Source organism: Commensalibacter sp. M0133 (genome assembly GCF_016101485.1).
GTDB lineage: Bacteria > Pseudomonadota > Alphaproteobacteria > Acetobacterales > Acetobacteraceae > Commensalibacter > Commensalibacter melissae.
Genome location: NZ_JACFQI010000001.1, coordinates 166,299 through 185,051, shown reverse-complemented (window position 1 = coordinate 185,051; position 18,753 = coordinate 166,299). Strand labels below are relative to the sequence as shown.

The following is an 18,753-nucleotide window of genomic DNA, read 5'->3' as shown; positions in this document are numbered from 1 at the left end:
ATTTGGCAGTTTTTTTATTTTCCACCTGTTGCATTTTTTAATTTTTTACTTCCATCGACAATCGTGGCACGCATTTTAGTAAGGTTGGCAGTAATTCTAGCATTCATTTCAGCGCTAACTTTTTGGATCGATTCCATTTCATTTTTAGCTTTTTGGCTAATGGCAACCTGTTTTGCATGCGCCTGTTTTGAAATACATCCATAATACACATGCACAGCCTTGTTATAATTATTAAACTGCTCAACACTGGCATTGTATTTGGTAACATTGCTTACGTTTATCACTGGTGACTTGGGTTCATTGCCACAGGATGCAGTCCAATCCTGTGCAAAAGCAGCCACGCCGGGTATTGGAGAAAATCCAATCATAGCGGTCAAAATGAATTTTTTCATCGGATATTTCCTTTCGATGATAAAGTTAGATATGATGCAGACTCATGGTAGAAAATCTACCAAATCTCCGTCAGGTTTCCCACAAATTTCATTATCCTGCATCACGATTTTACCTTTTACGATTGTTGCAACAGGCCATCCTTTCACTTCCATTTGATCATAAGGTGTCCAACCTGCCGGTGAAACAATCCAGTCATTGGTGATACGACGATTAGTTTTCATATCAACCAGGGTGAAATCCGCATCATATCCGACCTGAATTCGTCCTTTTGTAGGCATGCCATATATTCTTGCCGGATTAGATGCCATTAAATCGACCAAACGACCAAGCGATAATCGTCCCTCATTTACATGATTCAACATGAGTGGCACGAGAGTCTGTACACCCAGCATTCCTGATGGACAGCATAGCCATGGTTTTGCCTTGGCTTCTGGATCATGGGGCGCATGATCCGAGGAAACGATATCAACCACACCATTCTCAATCGCTCTCCAGCACGCATCATAGTGTCTTTTATCACGGATAGGAGGATTCATTACCGCCAAACCTCCTAACCGTTCATAACATTCCGGTGCGATTTGGGTTAGATGATTTCCTAGCACTTCAACGGTTGCGATATCTTTATAATCAACCAACCATTCAAGTTCTTCCTGGGTCGTTGTATGCAAGATATGCGCGGGTCGACCTGTTTTACGGGCTAATTTTATGATACGTCGTGTTCCAAGAAATGCACATTCCTCATCACGCCACAAACGATGATTTTCATAAGGCATACCCTCACAGAATAACTTTTTCCTAGTCTGTAAACGATATTCATCCTCGGCATGATAACATACTCGACGATGACCATACCGCATGATATTTTCAAGACTTTCATCATCTTCCACCATTAAGGAACCGGTTGAAGAGCCGGCGTAAACCTTGATACCACACACTCCTCTCATCGTTTCGAGCTTGGATAGGTTTTGCGTATTTTCCCTTGTGGCACCAACGTAAAATCCAAAATTAACCCAGCTTGTCTCCCTTGCCCTTTCTTGTTTCCATATGATCATTTCCTTATCCGCTGTGGGAGGATTTGTATTGGGCATATCAAAAACAGTGGTCAATCCACCCATCGCTGCCGCTTTTGTCCCGGTTTCAATTGTTTCAACCATATCATTTCCCGGTTCGCGAAAATGCACATGACAATCCATCAAACCTGGAAGAACATAAAGACCCTTCGCATCAATAATCTTTTCGGCAGCATCACTTGATTGAACAGACAGGGATTGAATACGCCCTTTGATTACACCAATACCGGTTTCATATTGTCCCCATGGTAAAACACAATTACCATTTTTAATTATCAGATCGTAATGCACAAGCAAAATCCTTTATCAATCCATTAAAACTTCTAAAACATTTCCCAGCGGATTTTTCCCAACAATATGCACCTGATGCCATATTGCATAAAATAGAATATTCCAAGCCATAAATCGTTCCTTGCGTCCAGATGCCTTTTCAAATAAAGATCTCACATTTGATAAGGAAATTTTGTTACCAATATCTGTCTGACAAAAAACCGCCTGGGCCAATTTATTGGCGTGCTGTTCGATCCACAAACCAATTGGAACACTAAATCCAGATTTTTTGGCAAAAGGTTGTGCTAGAGGAAACTGCCATTCAAGCCATTTGCGTAATATCCATTTCCCTTGGCCATTTCTTATTTTCAAATGATCTTCAAGATTGAAGGCGAATGCTGCAATTTTTTTATCCAGAAATGGGACTCTTCCCTCAATAGAATGAGCCATGAGACAACGATCAAGCTTGATTAGAAGATCATTGGGTAACCAATCATTCATATCAATTTTTTGAGCATTTTTCAGGCGTGAATCATTTTTATCCTGCAATTTATATTGTAATCTGAAATAATTTTTCCATTCGCTGGAAACGGAATGAAGGAAAAAATTGTCTCGTTCAAAAATACCCTTGCGATAGAGTCTTTTACCGCCTAGCCAAACAGATTTTGCTGCTTTACGATATCGTCCATAACCTGCAAATAATTCATCACCACCCTCACCAGATAAAATAACCTTAACTATGGATCTGGCCTCATTTGCAAGAAACCATGTTGGGATAATTGCATAATCGGCAACAGGATCATCCATACATGCAATAATTTTAGGTAAATGTCTGAAAACATCTTGCTGATTTATGGTGACGCAATGATGTTGAATACCTATTTCCTTTGCCAATAATGCCGCCTGCAATGCTTCATCCTTAACATAGCCAGAATCATTATTTATCTCAAAACGGGTTGTCCAGGCATGAAGACGATTAATTCGTCCCAGACGCTGTATCATTTTCAATATAATTGAGCTATCGATACCACTTGATAGAAAAAGTCCGAATGGCACATCAGAACGTTCATGAATACGAATCGAATCTTCCAAAAGACTATCAAGCTGATTTAAAGCTTTTTTCTCATCTGTAATCATAGACCTTGTTTTTGGAAAACAAGACTGTGTTTGCCGATGAATAATTTCACCATTTTGGATTATCAGGGTTTCACCAGGTAAAATCCGATAAATATTATTATAGATTGTTTTATAGCCCGGTATGAATTGCAATTGTAACAATGTATCGACTGCAGACTGATTTATATCATCATGCCTAACAAAACCTGCCTTGATAATTGCTTGCGCTTCAGAAGCAAATACAACACCCTGTTCTACACTAGCATAGTATAAAGGTTTTATACCAAAGGGATCACGGCTTAAAACAAGCGTTTTTTCATCTATGTCAACCATGGCAACTCCATACATGCCACGTAGGGAATTCACATAATCGGCATGAAATTTCTGCCATAAGGGAAGGATTACCTCACAATCGCTTCCCGTTTTAAAAATATAATTCTTAAAAAGATGGCGTAATTCGGGACTGTTATATATTTCACCATTTGCAATCAAAACTTGTTGATTGTCATTGGATAGAGGTTGTTTTCCCCCTTCTATATCAATAATGGAAAGACGCGAATGCAACAAAACAATATGACTATTTTCCCATGATCCGTTTCCATCAGGACCCCGGTGATACAAAGCCTCCAATAAGATCTTTTTTTGATGTTCAGAAATGCTGTGGCCATCCTTCAAGGCAATTCCTGCTATTCCGCACATCAGATTTTCTCAATTCTCGTTAAAAATTCATACCATTTTTGTAAAACAGTCGCCTGACTAAATTCCCTTTCGAATTTTTGACGTCCTGCAATTGCAATTCTTTGAGATAATGTCGCATCATTTGTCAAGGACGCGATAGCCTTTGATAAGGCTGTTTCATCTTCCAGAGGGGTTAGGAGACCATTTTTCCCGTTGTCTATCAATTCCACAGGTCCTTGCGCAGCCAATGCGACCACCGGTTTAGTCGCGGAAAAACCTTCTAGAACTATATTACCCAAAGGTTCATGACGAGAGGAGCAAACCAGAATATCGCAAGCCTGGATAATACCTGATATATCCCCAATCCAACCCGGCATATGGACACGATCTTGAACCTTTAAGAATCTTGCCAAATTTTCAAGCTTCTGACGCTCTTCGCCTTCACCAGCTATAAGCAAATGGGTATTTGCAAGATTAGGCATCGCCTTTATAAGGATATCAAATCCTTTATTAACGTGCAGTCTACCCAACGCCAGTAAAAACGGTGCGTTATTGGGAATATAAGAGGGACGCCTTGCACATGCATCGGGAAATGTTCTTGCAAAATTGGGAACATGATGAACACGATTTTCCGGCCATCCTTGGTTTTTGATCCATTCTACAATTCCTTTGGTATTACCAACCAGATGATCACATTGCCTGTAATATTTTAAATCATAAAACCCGCCTAAACGTCCCACGTTTATCCAATCACCCCTTGGCATAAAAGAGGCCGCCCTATTCATCCAAGCCACCGCTACTCTTGGTGAAAAATCCTTTAGAATTCTTTTTAGTTCATACTTCGTTGAAAGATCCAACAACCCACCGAATCGTAATTCATGGGAGAATAAACCAACTTCGGTAAATTTCCGTTTACGATCGGAATTTTTCCGTATAATAGGTAATACAGACAATTTTTGAAGATGCTGGGCAATACATAATCGCTCGAAAAACAATTCTGCCCCACCATTAACCGCTCCCGCCATAATGTGTGCAATACGGAAATTTGATGGATTGCTCATATTTACAAAACTTATTCCTAAATTACATTTTAATCATTTTGTCTATCTTGTTTATTATAGGTTTCCAAAAGATTCTGAAAAGCATTATAAACTTCATCAACCGTTAAGTTTTCCATATTTGCCATTCCATTTCCACCTGACGCTGACAATCCTTGGGCATAGTTCCCGGCTGGCTCATATTCTGACAATTTACTTGGTCCAAACAAACCAAGTACTGGAATTTGACAAGCGGCGGCCAAATGCATCAAACCTGAATCATTACCTATAAAACCTTTACAACGTGACAATAAAGCGGCAACTTCTGTTAAAGTATTTTGACCACCACTATCTATAACTGGCAAACTGCTCCTTTTCAATGGATCCACAAGATTAAACTCTTGACTTCCTGGCCCATAAAAAAGAACGAATTCATAATTTTTATTAAAAACCAAAAGTTTTTTTGCCACTTGAATAAACCGTTCGATTGGCCAAATCTTGCCAATCCAATTTGCAGTTGGTGCCAAGGCAATATAATGGTTGGCAGGCAATTTTTCTGCAGCCATTTTTTTATTTTTTTCATCAATCCATACTACTGGTAAAGGTGTATAGGGCAATGATAATGACCTGGCCAAATAACGCACACGATGTTCCTTAATCCTTCCACCATGTACAATGCATTTTTTTCTTGTTCTTAAAAAATAGCCTATTCCTGAACCACGAAGGTCAATTACCAAATCCCAGGATTGCATCACACATTGTGACCATAATAATAACCAATGAAAATCAAAACGGTATTTATTCATTACCAATGTCTTGTCACGCCTTGGCATTGCATCGAAAAGACCAGCAGCCACTGGTCCGCAAGCAATTGTAAACTTTGCTTGTGGATAGGTTTGTAACAAATAATCAAGTATTCCGGTTGAAATTACGGCGTCTCCCAATCGGGTAGAGGTGATAAACAGAATTTTCCTGATTGAAGATACCATCATGCAAACCCTTATTCTTTCAATCCAAATTAAATAATATATGTTGGCAATTTAAAAAAGTTTAGTTCTAAGCTATTTATCATTGAATTAATTAAATGATAATTAAGATGGATATTCTCAATGAACAAACTGTATTCTAACAATATGGTTTTAACAACGAAAAAAAATTATAATGCACAGTTCCAATTTCAATGAATTATTGGCCAAGATAAAATTCAATCAGGATGGTTTGGTTCCAGCTATTGCCCAACAATATGATAGTAAAGAAGTTTTAATGATGGCATGGATGAATCAGGAAGCAATTATTGAAACTATTTCCACTGGTCAGGTCTGTTATTATTCTCGCAGCCGTAAAAAACTATGGCATAAAGGTGAGACTTCAGGTCAGACACAAAAATTGGTGAATTTCCTTTTTGATTGCGATGGCGACACACTGCTGCTTTTTGTCGATCAGAAAGGCGTGGCATGCCATACCGGGCGTAAAAGTTGCTTCTATAATGCATGGCAAAACGGATCGATCAAGGAAATAAGCCGCCCCTTGATTAATCCTGAAAAATTATATCAAAATAAACATAAATAATGAACAAATCAGAAAATCCACCAATAATATGGATCTTGGCTGGTGAAACCAGTGGTGATGAATTGGGAGCAAAACTAATTAAAGCTTTGCGTCATTTTAACCCCGTTCTGCAGTTTTTAGGTGTTGGGGGGCCAAGAATGCAAGAACAGGGAATGAAAATCCTTTTTCCCATGCAGGATCTTGCCGTGATGGGATTGGTTGAAGTCCTTCCGAAAATATGGACCTTGTCAAAACGCCTTAACCAAGCTGTCAAACATATTGAAACAATTCATCCTGATATCATTGTAACAATTGATAGTCCCGGTTTTTCTTTACGATTATTAAAAAAAGTTCAATCTTTATCAATTCCCAGAGTTCATTATGTTGCGCCCCAGGTTTGGGCATGGCATGAAAATAGAGTAAAAAAATTTCCTGGACTATGGGAAAAACTTCTTTGCCTCTTTCCTTTCGAAGAAAATTTTTTTTTAAAACATGGAATAAAAGCCCAATTTGTTGGCAACCCCATTATCGAGACAGAAATTCATCATGCAAATGCCGATGATTTTCGCTCTGAACATCATATAGATCCACTTCAACCGATTTTACTTTTAATGCCTGGCAGTCGTCAGTCCGAATTGCCGAAGCTTATGCCTGTATTCAAAAAAACTTTAATTTTATTAAAACAAACAAAACCAGAACTTATTGCCGTGCTACCCACCTCTCCGCTCGCCAGACATTATGTTGAAAGAATCATTGAAGACTGGCCTGTAAAACCACTGGTTATTCATGAAAAAAAGGATAAATATAATGCCTATGCAGCAGCACAAATCGCCCTGACAAAATCCGGAACTACAACCTTGGAACTTGCATTGGCCCATATACCCATGATCGTAACCTATAGGGTTCATCCCATCACGGCAATGATTGCCAGACACATGATTCAGGTGCCTTTTGTAGCAATGGTTAATCTTCTAGCCCAAAAAGAGGTTGTACCTGAACTCTTGCAAGAAAACTGTAATCCCGTAAAATTGACTGAGAAGGTTATCGAATTTTTAGATGATAAAAATATGGTTCAAAAACAAAAAGAAGCTTTTATTCAAATTCTAAACGCTTTAAAAGCACCACATCATCAACCACCCTCTTATGAAGCAGCTAAAGAGATATTAGAATTAATGAATAAAAATAAATAATATTTTAGTTTACACTATTTATTCTTTATTTAACAGTGCCCTTTCTTTTCTAACCTGTTCAGCGGTTACATGCCCATTTCTTCCCCCGAAACGGGAAATAACATAATTGGCAATATCTGCAATATCCTGATCATTGAAAACATCCTTGAAAGAAGGCATCATATAATTACTCAGCTTAGGATCTTTAAGGGTGGATCCTTCTAAAATAACCTTAACAAGATTATTTCCACCCGTTATCGTTGCTGTTCTCGAACCCCAAAGGCTTTCATATTCCCCTTGTCTTCCTTGACCATTTTCCAGATGGCAATTTGAACAAACAGAAGAATAAAGATGGCTTCCATGACTATGACTTTGTTCAGTAACCTCCAATTCTTCAACAGATATCTTGGCTGCCCCTTGTTGCTTTTCCACGGGACGTAAAGAACGTAGATAAATTACAATTGCATGAATGTCTTGGGGTGTTAAATAAGATAGTTGCGTATTTATAACATCTGCCATGGGACCGGATGCAGCTCCATGACCTGAAACATATCCCCGGGATAAATATTTTTCCAAATCAGTGTCACTCCATGAACCAATTCCCGTATCCTCATCAGCGGTAATATTATATGCTGTCCATCCCTTATGACCGCCCCCTGCATAATCTTTTACAACAAAACGACCATTGGACCAATTTTCAGGAGTATGACAATATGAACAATGACCTGGTCCTTCAGTCAAAAATTTTCCCCGGTTCCATGATTGTGATTTCTGATTGTTATACTCGAAATGCTTGCCCGTATAATTTATGATCTGCCAAAAACGAATGGCCCACCGCATATTGTAGGGAAAAGCCATTTCTTTATCAGGAACTTTATTTTCAATGGCAGGTTGTTTTTCAAGATAACGTCTGATTGCCAATATTTCATCACGACTCATGGCACGATAGGCAGTATAGGGCATTATGGGATACAAATATTTTCCTTTATGACCAATTCCTTTTTGTAATGCACTTATAAATTCATCATCTGTATAACGCTGAATTCCTGTTTTCACATCTGAGGTAATATTTGAAGAATAAACAGTTCCCTGTTTGGATATATAAAAAGGTTTTCCCCCTGCCAGTCTTGGTCCATGATCAGCTGTATGACAACTTTCACAACCTGATGCGTGAAAAAGATACTCTCCTTTATCCATTTGATCCTTCTTCACATCAGCTGCCTGACCGATCAATATGCCAAATGATGAGCTGGAAAAATTGATACATAAAATTATGAATAAACGATAATTTTTCTTAAAAAAAATTAAGGAATTGATGAATTTAATCATGAAAATTCTTATTTATGCTGAAATACCTGCTTCGCCAAAGGCAATGAATGAAAAAATTTACCCTGAATCAATCCCAAGGCATGGCCCAGTGCTGGTGCTGCCACTATTGTTCCCAATTCACCTACCCCTGACGGCGATTCATTACTGTTAACCATATGAACCTTGACATTAGGCATATCATTCATTCTCAATACTCGATATTGATTATAATTCCGCTGTTTAATTTGTCCGTTTTCTATTTGCACTTCACCATACAAGGCGTCACTTAATCCAAAAACAACTGAACCCTCAATTTGCGCACAAACTTGTTCTGGATTTACAATCAAACCACAATCAACCGCCACATCAGCACGATGTATAAGAATGACTGAACTGGTTGTAATTTCAGCTTCTATAATTAGAGCGATATAACTGCCAAATACATGTGCCATGGCGAAACCTTGCCGAATATCTCCAGATTGAGATTTATTCCATTCGACATTTTGCAATAACAAATCAACAACTGCTTTTGCACGATCATCAAGACCCAAAGTTTTACGGTATTCGATCGGATCCATACGTGTATATAATGCCAGATTGTTAATCATGTTTTCCAATACAAAAACATTACGAGTTGCCTCTCTACCCTGTCCAGATCCGAAATTCAATTTCGGAGCATCACATACAGAATATTCAAACTTATAGTCATGAATATGATAAGGCATTGTATCCAACCCCAAAAGGTAATTCGGACTGGATGGATTCCTCTTGTCTGTATCGTCAATAAAAGTCATCATTTTATGATGAACAGAGGTAATCGCCAATTTGTTATTTACGCCTATCTTTAACTGGTCATAATATGGAGGACGTAACGCATCATTTTGAAAGTCGGCTTCCCTTGACCATATAAAATTTACCGGATATGAAACCTGTCGTGCGAATTCAGCTGCATCAAGAATGTATTTTTGGTCCAATCTACGACCAAAGCTACCGCCAATTTCATTATAATGAAGAATTACATTTTCTTTACAAAGATGAAATTTTTCAGCAATATGCTCCTTTAACACTGATGGAGCTTGGGAACCTATCCATAACTCACATTGATTGTCGTGAAAATATATTGTGCAATTTATAGGTTCCAATGCCGCATGCAAAAGCATAGGCTGAAAAAAATCCCATTGAAACAGTTTTTTTTCATTTTCCATTTCAACTGATACTGAAGCATTTTTATTATGAAAAAGCATAGTGGCAGGTTTTGATATACCCTTTTTTAAATTCTCATAAATCATTGATGTATTCAGTTGAATATTTTCATCACCCTGCCATTTTACCACGAGACATTCAGCCGCTTTCAGGGCATGCCAAAAATTATCAGCAATAATACATATTGATTTTTCATTTTTTAAAATATCCTGGATTCCAGGAACATTTTTGGCCTGTCTATCATCAATTTGATGGATTTGATCCCCTTCGATCGGGGAGCTGATAATATAACCCGTTTTCATCCCGGAAAGTTTAATATCCATACCATAAACAGACTGACCTTTAATTTTTTTATCCGTATCAATCCTTGGTTGTGGTTTGCCAATAATTTTATAATCTAATCTATTTTTAAATTGAATAGATTCTGGAATATCAAGTGTCATAATTTTTGAAATTAACATTCCGTACGAGAATGTTTGATTATCAGGACAAATAACATATCCATTTTCAGTATGACATCGTCCTTTATCTATATTCAATTCCGCAGCTGCTGTTTGTAAAAGCATCATTCGTAATTCAGCCGCACCCTGTCTGAGAGGGAACCAATCTTTTGCAACAGAACCTGAACCATAGGTCAGATTTAAATCCTCATTTGGTTTCATATTTTTTATTTGTTCATTTTCAATCATTTTGGTTTCAACTGAAACCGATTTTAAATCAACATCCAATTCCTCGGCCAAAATCATTGAGGCAGCCGTTAAAATCCCTTGACCTATTTCAATATCGGGTATGAAAAAAGTGATTTCATTATTTGCTTTTATTTTTATGAAAGCATTTAAATATTGTTTTTTTTTGTTTTTTCGCTCGGAAAAATCTGAATCTTTCACTAACTGATCATTTTGCGCATTGCCCCCTACAGGTAACATGAACCCAAAAAGCAAAGCACCCGTTTTTCCCAAAAAAACACGACGGGAAATTTTTTTATGCTTCATCCATTATACCTGCAGCAATTTGAATAGCTTTATAAATACGTTGATATGTTCCACATCGACAGATATGACCTGTCATAGCTTCTATAATCTCGTTTTTATCAGGTTTATCATTTTCTTTTAACAAGGCTAAAGCCGTCATGATCTGACCAGGTTGACAATAACCACACTGCGTTGGTTCCGTCTCTTTCCAGGCCGCCAATAATTTTTGAAATATTGAGTCTTCCCCAACCCCCTCGATAGTAACTATCTCCCTATTCCCGATATCACCAACAGGAATGGAGCAAGATCTTACAGCCTTACCATCTAGATGAACGGTGCATGATCCGCATAAACCAATACCACATCCATATTTCGTACCCGTTAATCCAACAATATCCCGCAAAACCCAAAGTAATGGCATATCTAATGGAACATCCAGTTCTATTTTCTTTTTATTAACTGTGATGGAAATCATATCTGGTTCTGATTGCTGTTCTATTTTTAATTCAAAAAGAATAAATTATCAGTTTTTATTTTGTTTATCATTATTTTCAATGTTACCCTCATTTTTTAAATTATTGATTTCCTTGGACTCATACCCCAACATCAACTGTTTTTCCTTATTGGCTATACGTCGTGTATATCCCAACATCATGAAATCGTCATCCTGGGAATTGGGGCGATCTTTTGCCTCGTCAATTTTTGAAAGATTATAGGCCACAATCGGATAATCTTGAATTAACCGTTTAAATACATCGGCTGGCATCACCAATAAATATCCAAACCTCAATGCACGATAATTTGCATAAATTCTTTTACCCGCAATAAGTTCTGATGCACCAAGAATATCACCAATCCCATATGTTAGACTTTTACTTGCAGAATGGGTTTCAAATAATCCGCTACTGACAAAATAAACATTTTTAACCTTCTGTTTACGATGAAGGATTTTTTCACTCGGAAATACAAAATAGACCGACATAGACATACTTATATCATATAAAACAGCCTGTGGCACACCGCGTAAACATGGCAATTCCTTCACGCGCTCTTCCAATCCACTTTTGAGATTGAATTTTAGGCGACGATTATAACGTTCAAAACGCTTTTCAACATTTTTTTCCAGTTCGGAATAAAGCTCATCACTAACCAGGGATTCAGCCCAAAGACTGTTATATTCATCACTTTCCAATCTAAGAGTGACCAATTTCAAAAACCTTGATTCAAGAGCTTCAATATATCCCTGGTAATGAATGCGCATAATTTCCAGCGCATCATCCAACATACGATTTTGCCTATCCAGAACTTCTGAAACAATTTCGGCAATTCGCACACCCAATGTCGGCTCTATACGCCTTTTCATAAAACGTGTTAAGGAAATCGATACAAATCGGGATACCAGCAATATTTCAAACCGTTCCATCATGCAGTACATCAAGGGACGGTCGATATGCAATTTTCGATGTATATATTGCGCAACACGAAATCGAAAAGGAGGATGCAATCTTTTCTGCATCGCTTTTACGTATCCATACCTTCCCTCGGTCCATGCACCATCCAGCGTAGCTTCCGCTGAACGCAAAAGAGTTTCCATCACTCTTCGTGGCAAACCCTGCATACGGAAAAGATCCAGTAAAATTGACCGCTCTTGTGCAGCTATTGTAATCAAAGCCAGTGAAATACGTTGACGATCAGTCAACATTGTATCAAAACTATTTGCTTCTCTTTCCTCATTAATACGACGGTCAATCTCTTCGAGCGTATAATTGGTAATGACATTTGAAAATCCAAATTCATTTGCCACGCGACGAGCCTTGTCCTTAACATTACCCAATCCAATTCCTAGGATCTGGTGGCGCACAGCCTGGTCAATGGGTGTAAGTTCATTTAGCCGGAAATAAATTACCACCGCTCTTAACGTTGTTCCATTAACCAACAAGGTAAACAATACAAAACCCGTTGCAACAATACCTACAAACTGGGAAATCGGTGTTGGTATCAATTCATTTTCCGTTACCGCCAATGCAAGGGCCAGTGTAATGGCACCTCTTAATCCACCCCATACCATTGTCGCTTTAAATGGCGTCGGCACTGGAGGCGAAAGTTTTGTAGCTGCAAGTAAAGGCAACATCCCAAAAATAACCATTGCGCGTGCCAGCAACCCGGCAATTGTCGCCAATAAAATAAGAATAAAATCCCATTTTGTCATACCAATCAATAAACGGGGAACAAGCATAGAAGCCAACACAAATAATAGCGATCCTGCCCAAAATATTATTTGTTGCCATAACTCATTCAAAAATCGCCATGTTTGAGGCCTAAATGTCGAGGGACCATAAGCGGATAAGGTCAATCCTGCCGCTGCCGCTGCCACAACACCGGAACAGTGCAACAAGTCATCACAGACAATATAGGAAATATATGGTAAGGCAACCGTTAAAGTAATTTCCGCAGATCGACCTGTATTTGAACCCAAACTTACAATCATCCACAAAGCGCAACGTGCAAAGAAAAATCCTGCAATCAATGCCCCGACAAAAGAAAGAAAAATTGCTAGAGCTGAACTAAATAAATGTACCTCTTTATGCGCAATAATAGCGGCAACCAAAGTCGAAAAAATGGAAATTGCTGCAGCATCATTCAATAAAGCTTCGCCTTCAACCAAACGGGTAAGACGAGTTGCCGCCCCAATTTCTCTGAATATGCCAGCAACAGCAGAGGGATCCGTCGTTGCAACGATCGCTCCAACCAGCAGACAAACTGTCAGAGGCATACCCGAAAAGGGATATAAGGCCAGACCTATAGTGGCAGTAGAGACAATGACCGCAACAATGGCCAATAAAAGAACCGTGCCGATTTCATGGGCCAAACGACGCACATCAATAGCCAATGCCGCCTGAAAAACCAATATGGGCAGGAATATTAACAAAAAACCTTCGCTGTTTATTGGAAAATCAAGTAATATTTCAGCGGCTGTATCAAAAACATGTATGTGGGAGCTGTGTAAAATCAAATCAGCTGTTCCACCAAGAACAACCCCAACAATAGCCAGTATTACAGTTTCAGATAATTCCAGCCGTTTTGCCAATGGCTGAACGGCGCTTACAATGACCAATAATATAGCTGTCGCTAATAAAACAGTGGCCAGGCCTGTAACTGGCATATTGATGTCTCTCCGCTATAAACAAAATTAGAATTATTTTATATATCAAGCCTAATACGGATGGGATATCAACTTAAGTCAATATAACTAAAAAAATTCCTCGTAAAAAAATATAGAATTCATCTTAGACCGTTATGAAAGCTTTACCGCATTATAATTAACATATTTTCATTAAAATAAAATGATAAAATCTTTGAAAATAGGATAAATTTTTATGAAATTGATCCTATTGCCCATCCATAATTTGATGTAATACCGTTCTAAATTATGCAGTTTCTTTTAAAATATCTTCATTAAATTCAAAATTTATAACTCGAGCATATTCTGTGGGAACAATATGCCAGAAATGTTTTATTGTATTCTGCCATTCATGTAAAAGATGCGCAGCATATCGGCTTTTTGTTTCTTCAATATGCTTTTCAATAAGGTTTTTGACCCTGTCTTCCCATTTTTTATCAATCACACGCTGCCATCGCAAAGTTGACGCATTGACACGACGTTCAAACTGTTGGTGGGGATCGTAGACAAAGGCCATTCCACCTGTGAAACCGGCCCCGAAATTAGGACCTATTTCACCCAGAATGATCACTGTTCCCCCAGTCATATATTCACATCCGTTGGCGCCGCATCCCTCAACCACAGCCGTGGCACCCGAATTGCGAACCGCAAAACGCTCACCTGCCTTTCCGGCCGCAAACAGATATCCGGCCGTTGCACCATATAAGACTGTATTGCCAACAATCACATTATGGTTTGAAACAAGTTTTGTTTCTGGTACAGGACGCACAATAATGGTGGCCCCTGACAACCCTTTCCCGACATAATCATTGGAATCCCCAAAAACCTCAAGTTTTAAACCCTGAACTGCAAACGCACCCAACGATTGGCCTGCTGATCCATTAAGACGAACAGTCAGATGATCCGGCGCCAATCCTTTCATACCAAACCGACGGGTTATCATTGATGAAATTTTTGTTCCAATTGCTCGATATGTATTATAAACATTATATCGCAATTGCATTTTTTCACCATGTTCGAATAATGGCTGAGCATCAACAATCATTTGTGCATCCAATGTTTCAGGCACCTCATTACACCCTTCACGAACACAATAACCAGCATGCATCCCCGGATCCACTCGTGCCAATAATGGATTCAGATCCAAATCATCCAGATAAGATGCACCACGTAAAACCTGACGTAAAAGATCTGTTCGCCCGATTATGTCTGTCAAAGATGTAAATCCAAGTGTGGCAAGAATGTTTCTTACATCTTCAGCAATGAAAGAAAACAGATTGATCACACGTTCAGCCCCATCCTGAACAAAGTTTGCACGCAATTTTTCATCCTGGGTACAAACCCCAACGGGGCAGGTATTGGAATGACATTGACGAACCATGATACAACCCATTGCTATAAGACTAAGTGTACCAATACCGAATTCCTCCGCTCCTAGCATGGCAGCAATAACAACATCCCGACCAGTCTTGATACCACCATCAACACGTAAAACCACCCGGTCACGCAAACCATTTAACATCAACACCTGATGCGCTTCCGCCAACCCCATTTCCCAAGGAATTCCACCATATTTAATGGAAGTCAATGGAGAGGCACCCGTTCCGCCATTATGACCTGAAATCAATATTGTATCAGCCTTGGCTTTAGCTACACCGGCAGCAATTGTTCCAATTCCTGAAGCCGCAACCAGCTTAACACCCACAGTTGCCTCTGGATTAATTTGTTTGAGGTCATAAATAAGTTGCGCCAAATCTTCGATCGAATATATATCATGATGAGGAGGCGGAGAAATTAAAGTAACTCCTGGGACGGCATGTCTAAGACGACCAATTAATTCCGTAACCTTAAATCCTGGTAATTGTCCACCCTCACCCGGTTTTGCACCTTGGGCAATCTTGATTTCAATTTCACGACAATTATTCAAATACTCAGCGGTTACCCCAAATCTACCAGATGCAACCTGTTTAATTGCCGACGATGCATTATCCCCATTTTCACGGGGTTTGTACCGAACCGCGTCTTCTCCTCCCTCCCCCGAATCTGAACGGGCTCCAATCCGGTTCATGGCAATCGCAAGAGTTTCATGTGCTTCGGGGCTTAACGCACCGAGAGAAATTCCGGGGGAAATCAATCTTTTTCTCAATTTTGTAATATTCTCAACCGATTCAACAGGGACCGGTTTATTTGTCGATTGAAAATCGAATAAATCCCTTAAAGCCATTGGAGGTTGTCTGTGAATTTCATGAACATATTGTTGGTACAATGGCCAACTGTCTTTTTCCACAGCCTGCTGAATCAGTTTAATGACAGAACTGCTTAAAGCATGTTTCTCACCTTGTTGACGCCATTTGTAAAACCCACCGATCGGCAATAATTTCACATTGGGATCCCAAGCCAATTGATGGGACTTTTTAATATTTTGTGCAATTCCAGATAAACCTATTCCTGAAATTCTGGAAGACATTCCCGGAAAAAATTCAGCAATTAATGCCCGTGACAAACCAATCGCTTCAAAATTATATCCACCTCGATAAGAAGAAACCACAGAAATTCCCATCTTGGACATAATTTTCAACAAGCCTTTATCTACGGCTTTACAATAGTTTTGAACAGCCTGTCTTAATGTAATATTTCCAAAAAGCCCTTTTTTATGACGATCCGCTATACATTCCTGAGCAAGATAAGCATTGACTGTTGTAGCTCCAACCCCGATTAAGACCGCAATAGAGTGCACATCAAGACAATCTGCCGCCTGCACGTTAACAGAAGTGAAGGTTCTCAGGGATTGACGAACAAGATGAGTATGTACGGCAGCCGTTGCCAAAATCATTGGAATATTAGCATACTCCCTATCTTGCTTGTCATCACTAAGGAATATATGTGTACACCCACATCGAACAGCTTCTTCAGCTTCACTGCAAATTCTTGCCAATGCTTGACGAAGCCCTTTTTCACCATCATTGACCTTATAGTTACAATCAATACTGCACCCGGTTTTACCGCAATATTCTTTCAATGCTATAAATTCACTGCTCGTCAAAACCGGACTGCTTAGACGTAATAACTGACACTGTTCGGAAGACTGATCCAAGATATTACCCAAATTTCCCAAACGCGTGCTCAACGTCATAACTTGGGTTTCTCGCAGACTATCAATCGGTGGATTGGTAACCTGGCTGAAACGTTGACGGAAATAATGCGATAATCCTCTATAATGCTCACTTAGTACCGCCAAGGGAGTATCATCGCCCATTGAACCGATCGCTTCCGCAGAATTTTCAACCATAGGCTGCAATACTGTTTCAAGGTCTTCAATACTCATTCCAACAGCAAGCTGTCTTTTACGTAATTCATCCTCTGCGAATAAGACAGGCTCATTATCCTGATCTTTTACTATAGAAGTAATCTGCTGTGTATTCGTAATCCAATCACTATAATTATGACGTTTAACTAGAAGCTGTGTTATATCTTCAGGGCGATAAAAAAGACAATTATCCATATCAAAACCTATTGTTTCTCCTGGTCCTAATCTGCCTTTTTCAAGAATTTGATCTTCAGGAATATGCACCATTCCTGTTTCTGATCCCAAAATCATCAAATCATTAGCTGTTATCGTATAACGTAAAGGACGTAACCCGTTTCTATCCAATCCGGCAATAATCCATTTACCATCGGTTCCACATAAAGCGGCTGGTCCATCCCAAGGTTCCATTACCGCGTTGGAATAGCTGTACATATCTTTCACATCTTGGGTAATATCCTGCAGCAATCCCAGGGCCGGTGGAATCATCAAGGCCTTTACCGTAGGGGCATCCCTACCCGCAAAGGTTAATAGCTCAAATACATTGTCCAACGCCGCGGTATCAGATCCATTGAATTGAATAACCGGTTTCAAATCTGTCATATAGGCATCCAAATCCGGATGGGAAAGTCTTGTTTCGTGACTTTTCATCCAGTTTATATTACCTGATAATGTATTTATCTCACCATTGTGGGCAATGCGTCTAAACGGCTGCGCAAGTTTCCATGTCGGAAAAGTATTGGTTGAATAACGTTGATGATAAATCACAAAACGGCTGACAAATCGTTCATCCAACAGATCCGGATAAAAATCGGACAGATTTTCCGCCAAAAACATGCCCTTATAAATTATCGAACGGCAGGACATTGAACAAATATAAAGATCAACATGACTTTCAACAGCCTTTTTCTCTATTTTCCGTCGAATAATATAAAGATTGCGTTCAAAAACATCCTCTGAATGGTGATGTGTATTGATGACAAGAATCTGTTCAATATCAGGACGTGTGGCATTCGCTTTTTCACCGATACAGTTCGTATCAATTGGCACCTGACGCCAACCATAAATTGAATAGCCAAACCCCATAATTTCGGTTTCGATAATCTGTCGACAGCGCTCCTGACTGGCCAAATCATTCTTGGGAAGAAAGATCATTCCTACAGCCAGCTGCCCCTGTTTTACCTCATGATGACCACTACGAATGGATTGCAAGAAAAAATCCTGTGGTATTTCAACATGAATACCGGCACCATCTCCTGTTTTCCCATCAGCATCAACAGCGCCACGATGCCATAAGGCTTTTAAAGCTGCCAAACCGGCCTCAACCACATCTCGGCGTTTTTGACCATCAAGAGCCACAACAAATCCTACACCACAAGCATCATGTTCTTGTTCGGTGGAATAAACATCTTTTAGGATCGCTTCATTCTTTTTTCTTTGTTCAACAAAGGAATAATTATTCATTTTCATAACCTACCGTAATGAATTCATTCAATTCTGGATAT

General features: G+C 39.2%; 12 protein-coding genes. 2 read left to right on the top strand and 10 right to left on the bottom strand.

From position 1 onward, the window contains the following. Positions 1-14 precede the first annotated feature (14 nt). Genes H3T46_RS00825 through H3T46_RS00805 form a run of 5 tightly spaced genes read right to left on the bottom strand, consistent with a single transcriptional unit; the run spans position 15 to position 5,556 of the window. Positions 15-392 carry a hypothetical protein gene (locus H3T46_RS00825; protein ID WP_198193267.1) on the bottom strand — a complete coding sequence of 126 codons (378 nt, stop codon included), beginning with the start codon at positions 390-392 and terminating at the stop codon, positions 15-17. Between the two features lie 42 nt (positions 393-434). Continuing rightward, the gene (locus H3T46_RS00820; protein WP_198197139.1) at positions 435-1,754 is read right to left on the bottom strand and encodes a dihydroorotase; all 1,320 of its coding nucleotides are present in this window, start codon (positions 1,752-1,754) and stop codon (positions 435-437) included. A gap of 15 nt (positions 1,755-1,769) precedes the next feature. After that, complete coding sequence (asnB, locus tag H3T46_RS00815; protein ID WP_198197138.1) at positions 1,770-3,548, bottom strand: asparagine synthase (glutamine-hydrolyzing); 1,779 nt, start codon at positions 3,546-3,548, stop codon at positions 1,770-1,772. Continuing rightward, entirely contained in the window at positions 3,548-4,588 is a 1,041-nt protein-coding gene (locus H3T46_RS00810) for a glycosyltransferase (RefSeq protein ID WP_198197137.1), read from the bottom strand. The genes asnB and H3T46_RS00810 overlap by 1 nt, the downstream gene beginning before the upstream one ends. 29 nt (positions 4,589-4,617) lie before the next feature. Then, positions 4,618-5,556: a glycosyltransferase family 9 protein gene (locus H3T46_RS00805; protein WP_232349957.1), complete on the bottom strand. Its 939-nt coding sequence runs from the start codon at positions 5,554-5,556 to the stop codon at positions 4,618-4,620. Between the two features lie 169 nt (positions 5,557-5,725). Between H3T46_RS00805 and hisI the strand changes: the two genes are divergently transcribed. Both hisI and lpxB read left to right on the top strand, forming a co-directional pair. Beyond that, positions 5,726-6,133 carry a phosphoribosyl-AMP cyclohydrolase gene (hisI, locus tag H3T46_RS00800; RefSeq protein WP_198197136.1) on the top strand — a complete coding sequence of 136 codons (408 nt, stop codon included), beginning with the start codon at positions 5,726-5,728 and terminating at the stop codon, positions 6,131-6,133. Next, positions 6,133-7,302 (top strand): lipid-A-disaccharide synthase, encoded by a 1,170-nt coding sequence (gene lpxB / locus H3T46_RS00795; protein WP_198197135.1) that lies wholly within the window; start codon positions 6,133-6,135, stop codon positions 7,300-7,302. The genes hisI and lpxB overlap by 1 nt, the downstream gene beginning before the upstream one ends. An 18-nt stretch (positions 7,303-7,320) precedes the next feature. Here lpxB and H3T46_RS00790 read toward each other — a convergent pair whose 3' ends face one another. The 5 genes from H3T46_RS00790 to gltB form a co-directional block, all read right to left on the bottom strand. Further along, positions 7,321-8,610: a cytochrome c gene (locus H3T46_RS00790; protein WP_198204685.1), complete on the bottom strand. Its 1,290-nt coding sequence runs from the start codon at positions 8,608-8,610 to the stop codon at positions 7,321-7,323. Between the two features lie 8 nt (positions 8,611-8,618). After that, the gene (locus H3T46_RS00785) at positions 8,619-10,784 is read right to left on the bottom strand and encodes a xanthine dehydrogenase family protein molybdopterin-binding subunit (protein ID WP_198197133.1); all 2,166 of its coding nucleotides are present in this window, start codon (positions 10,782-10,784) and stop codon (positions 8,619-8,621) included. Then, positions 10,774-11,238 (bottom strand): (2Fe-2S)-binding protein, encoded by a 465-nt coding sequence (locus tag H3T46_RS00780; RefSeq protein WP_110438888.1) that lies wholly within the window; start codon positions 11,236-11,238, stop codon positions 10,774-10,776. The genes H3T46_RS00785 and H3T46_RS00780 overlap by 11 nt, the downstream gene beginning before the upstream one ends. A 48-nt stretch (positions 11,239-11,286) precedes the next feature. Further along, positions 11,287-13,926, bottom strand: a complete 2,640-nt coding sequence (locus H3T46_RS00775; protein ID WP_155565315.1) for a cation:proton antiporter — start codon at positions 13,924-13,926, stop codon at positions 11,287-11,289. Positions 13,927-14,191: 265 nt separating this feature from the next. Then, positions 14,192-18,712, bottom strand: a complete 4,521-nt coding sequence (gltB, locus tag H3T46_RS00770) for a glutamate synthase large subunit (protein ID WP_198197132.1) — start codon at positions 18,710-18,712, stop codon at positions 14,192-14,194. Between the last annotated feature and the right edge of the window lie 41 nt (positions 18,713-18,753).

Coding starts and splice junctions, on each gene's coding strand:
- H3T46_RS00780 (WP_110438888.1), bottom strand. CDS start 11,238: ATGATTTCCATCACAGTTAATAAAAAGAAAATAGAACTGGATGTTCCA.
- H3T46_RS00785 (WP_198197133.1), bottom strand. CDS start 10,784: ATGAAGCATAAAAAAATTTCCCGTCGTGTTTTTTTGGGAAAAACGGGT.
- hisI (WP_198197136.1), top strand. CDS start 5,726: ATGCACAGTTCCAATTTCAATGAATTATTGGCCAAGATAAAATTCAAT.
- H3T46_RS00775 (WP_155565315.1), bottom strand. CDS start 13,926: ATGCCAGTTACAGGCCTGGCCACTGTTTTATTAGCGACAGCTATATTA.
- H3T46_RS00805 (WP_232349957.1), bottom strand. CDS start 5,556: ATGATGGTATCTTCAATCAGGAAAATTCTGTTTATCACCTCTACCCGA.
- H3T46_RS00790 (WP_198204685.1), bottom strand. CDS start 8,610: ATGATTAAATTCATCAATTCCTTAATTTTTTTTAAGAAAAATTATCGT.
- H3T46_RS00810 (WP_198197137.1), bottom strand. CDS start 4,588: ATGAGCAATCCATCAAATTTCCGTATTGCACACATTATGGCGGGAGCG.
- lpxB (WP_198197135.1), top strand. CDS start 6,133: ATGAACAAATCAGAAAATCCACCAATAATATGGATCTTGGCTGGTGAA.
- gltB (WP_198197132.1), bottom strand. CDS start 18,712: ATGAATAATTATTCCTTTGTTGAACAAAGAAAAAAGAATGAAGCGATC.
- asnB (WP_198197138.1), bottom strand. CDS start 3,548: ATGTGCGGAATAGCAGGAATTGCCTTGAAGGATGGCCACAGCATTTCT.
- H3T46_RS00825 (WP_198193267.1), bottom strand. CDS start 392: ATGAAAAAATTCATTTTGACCGCTATGATTGGATTTTCTCCAATACCC.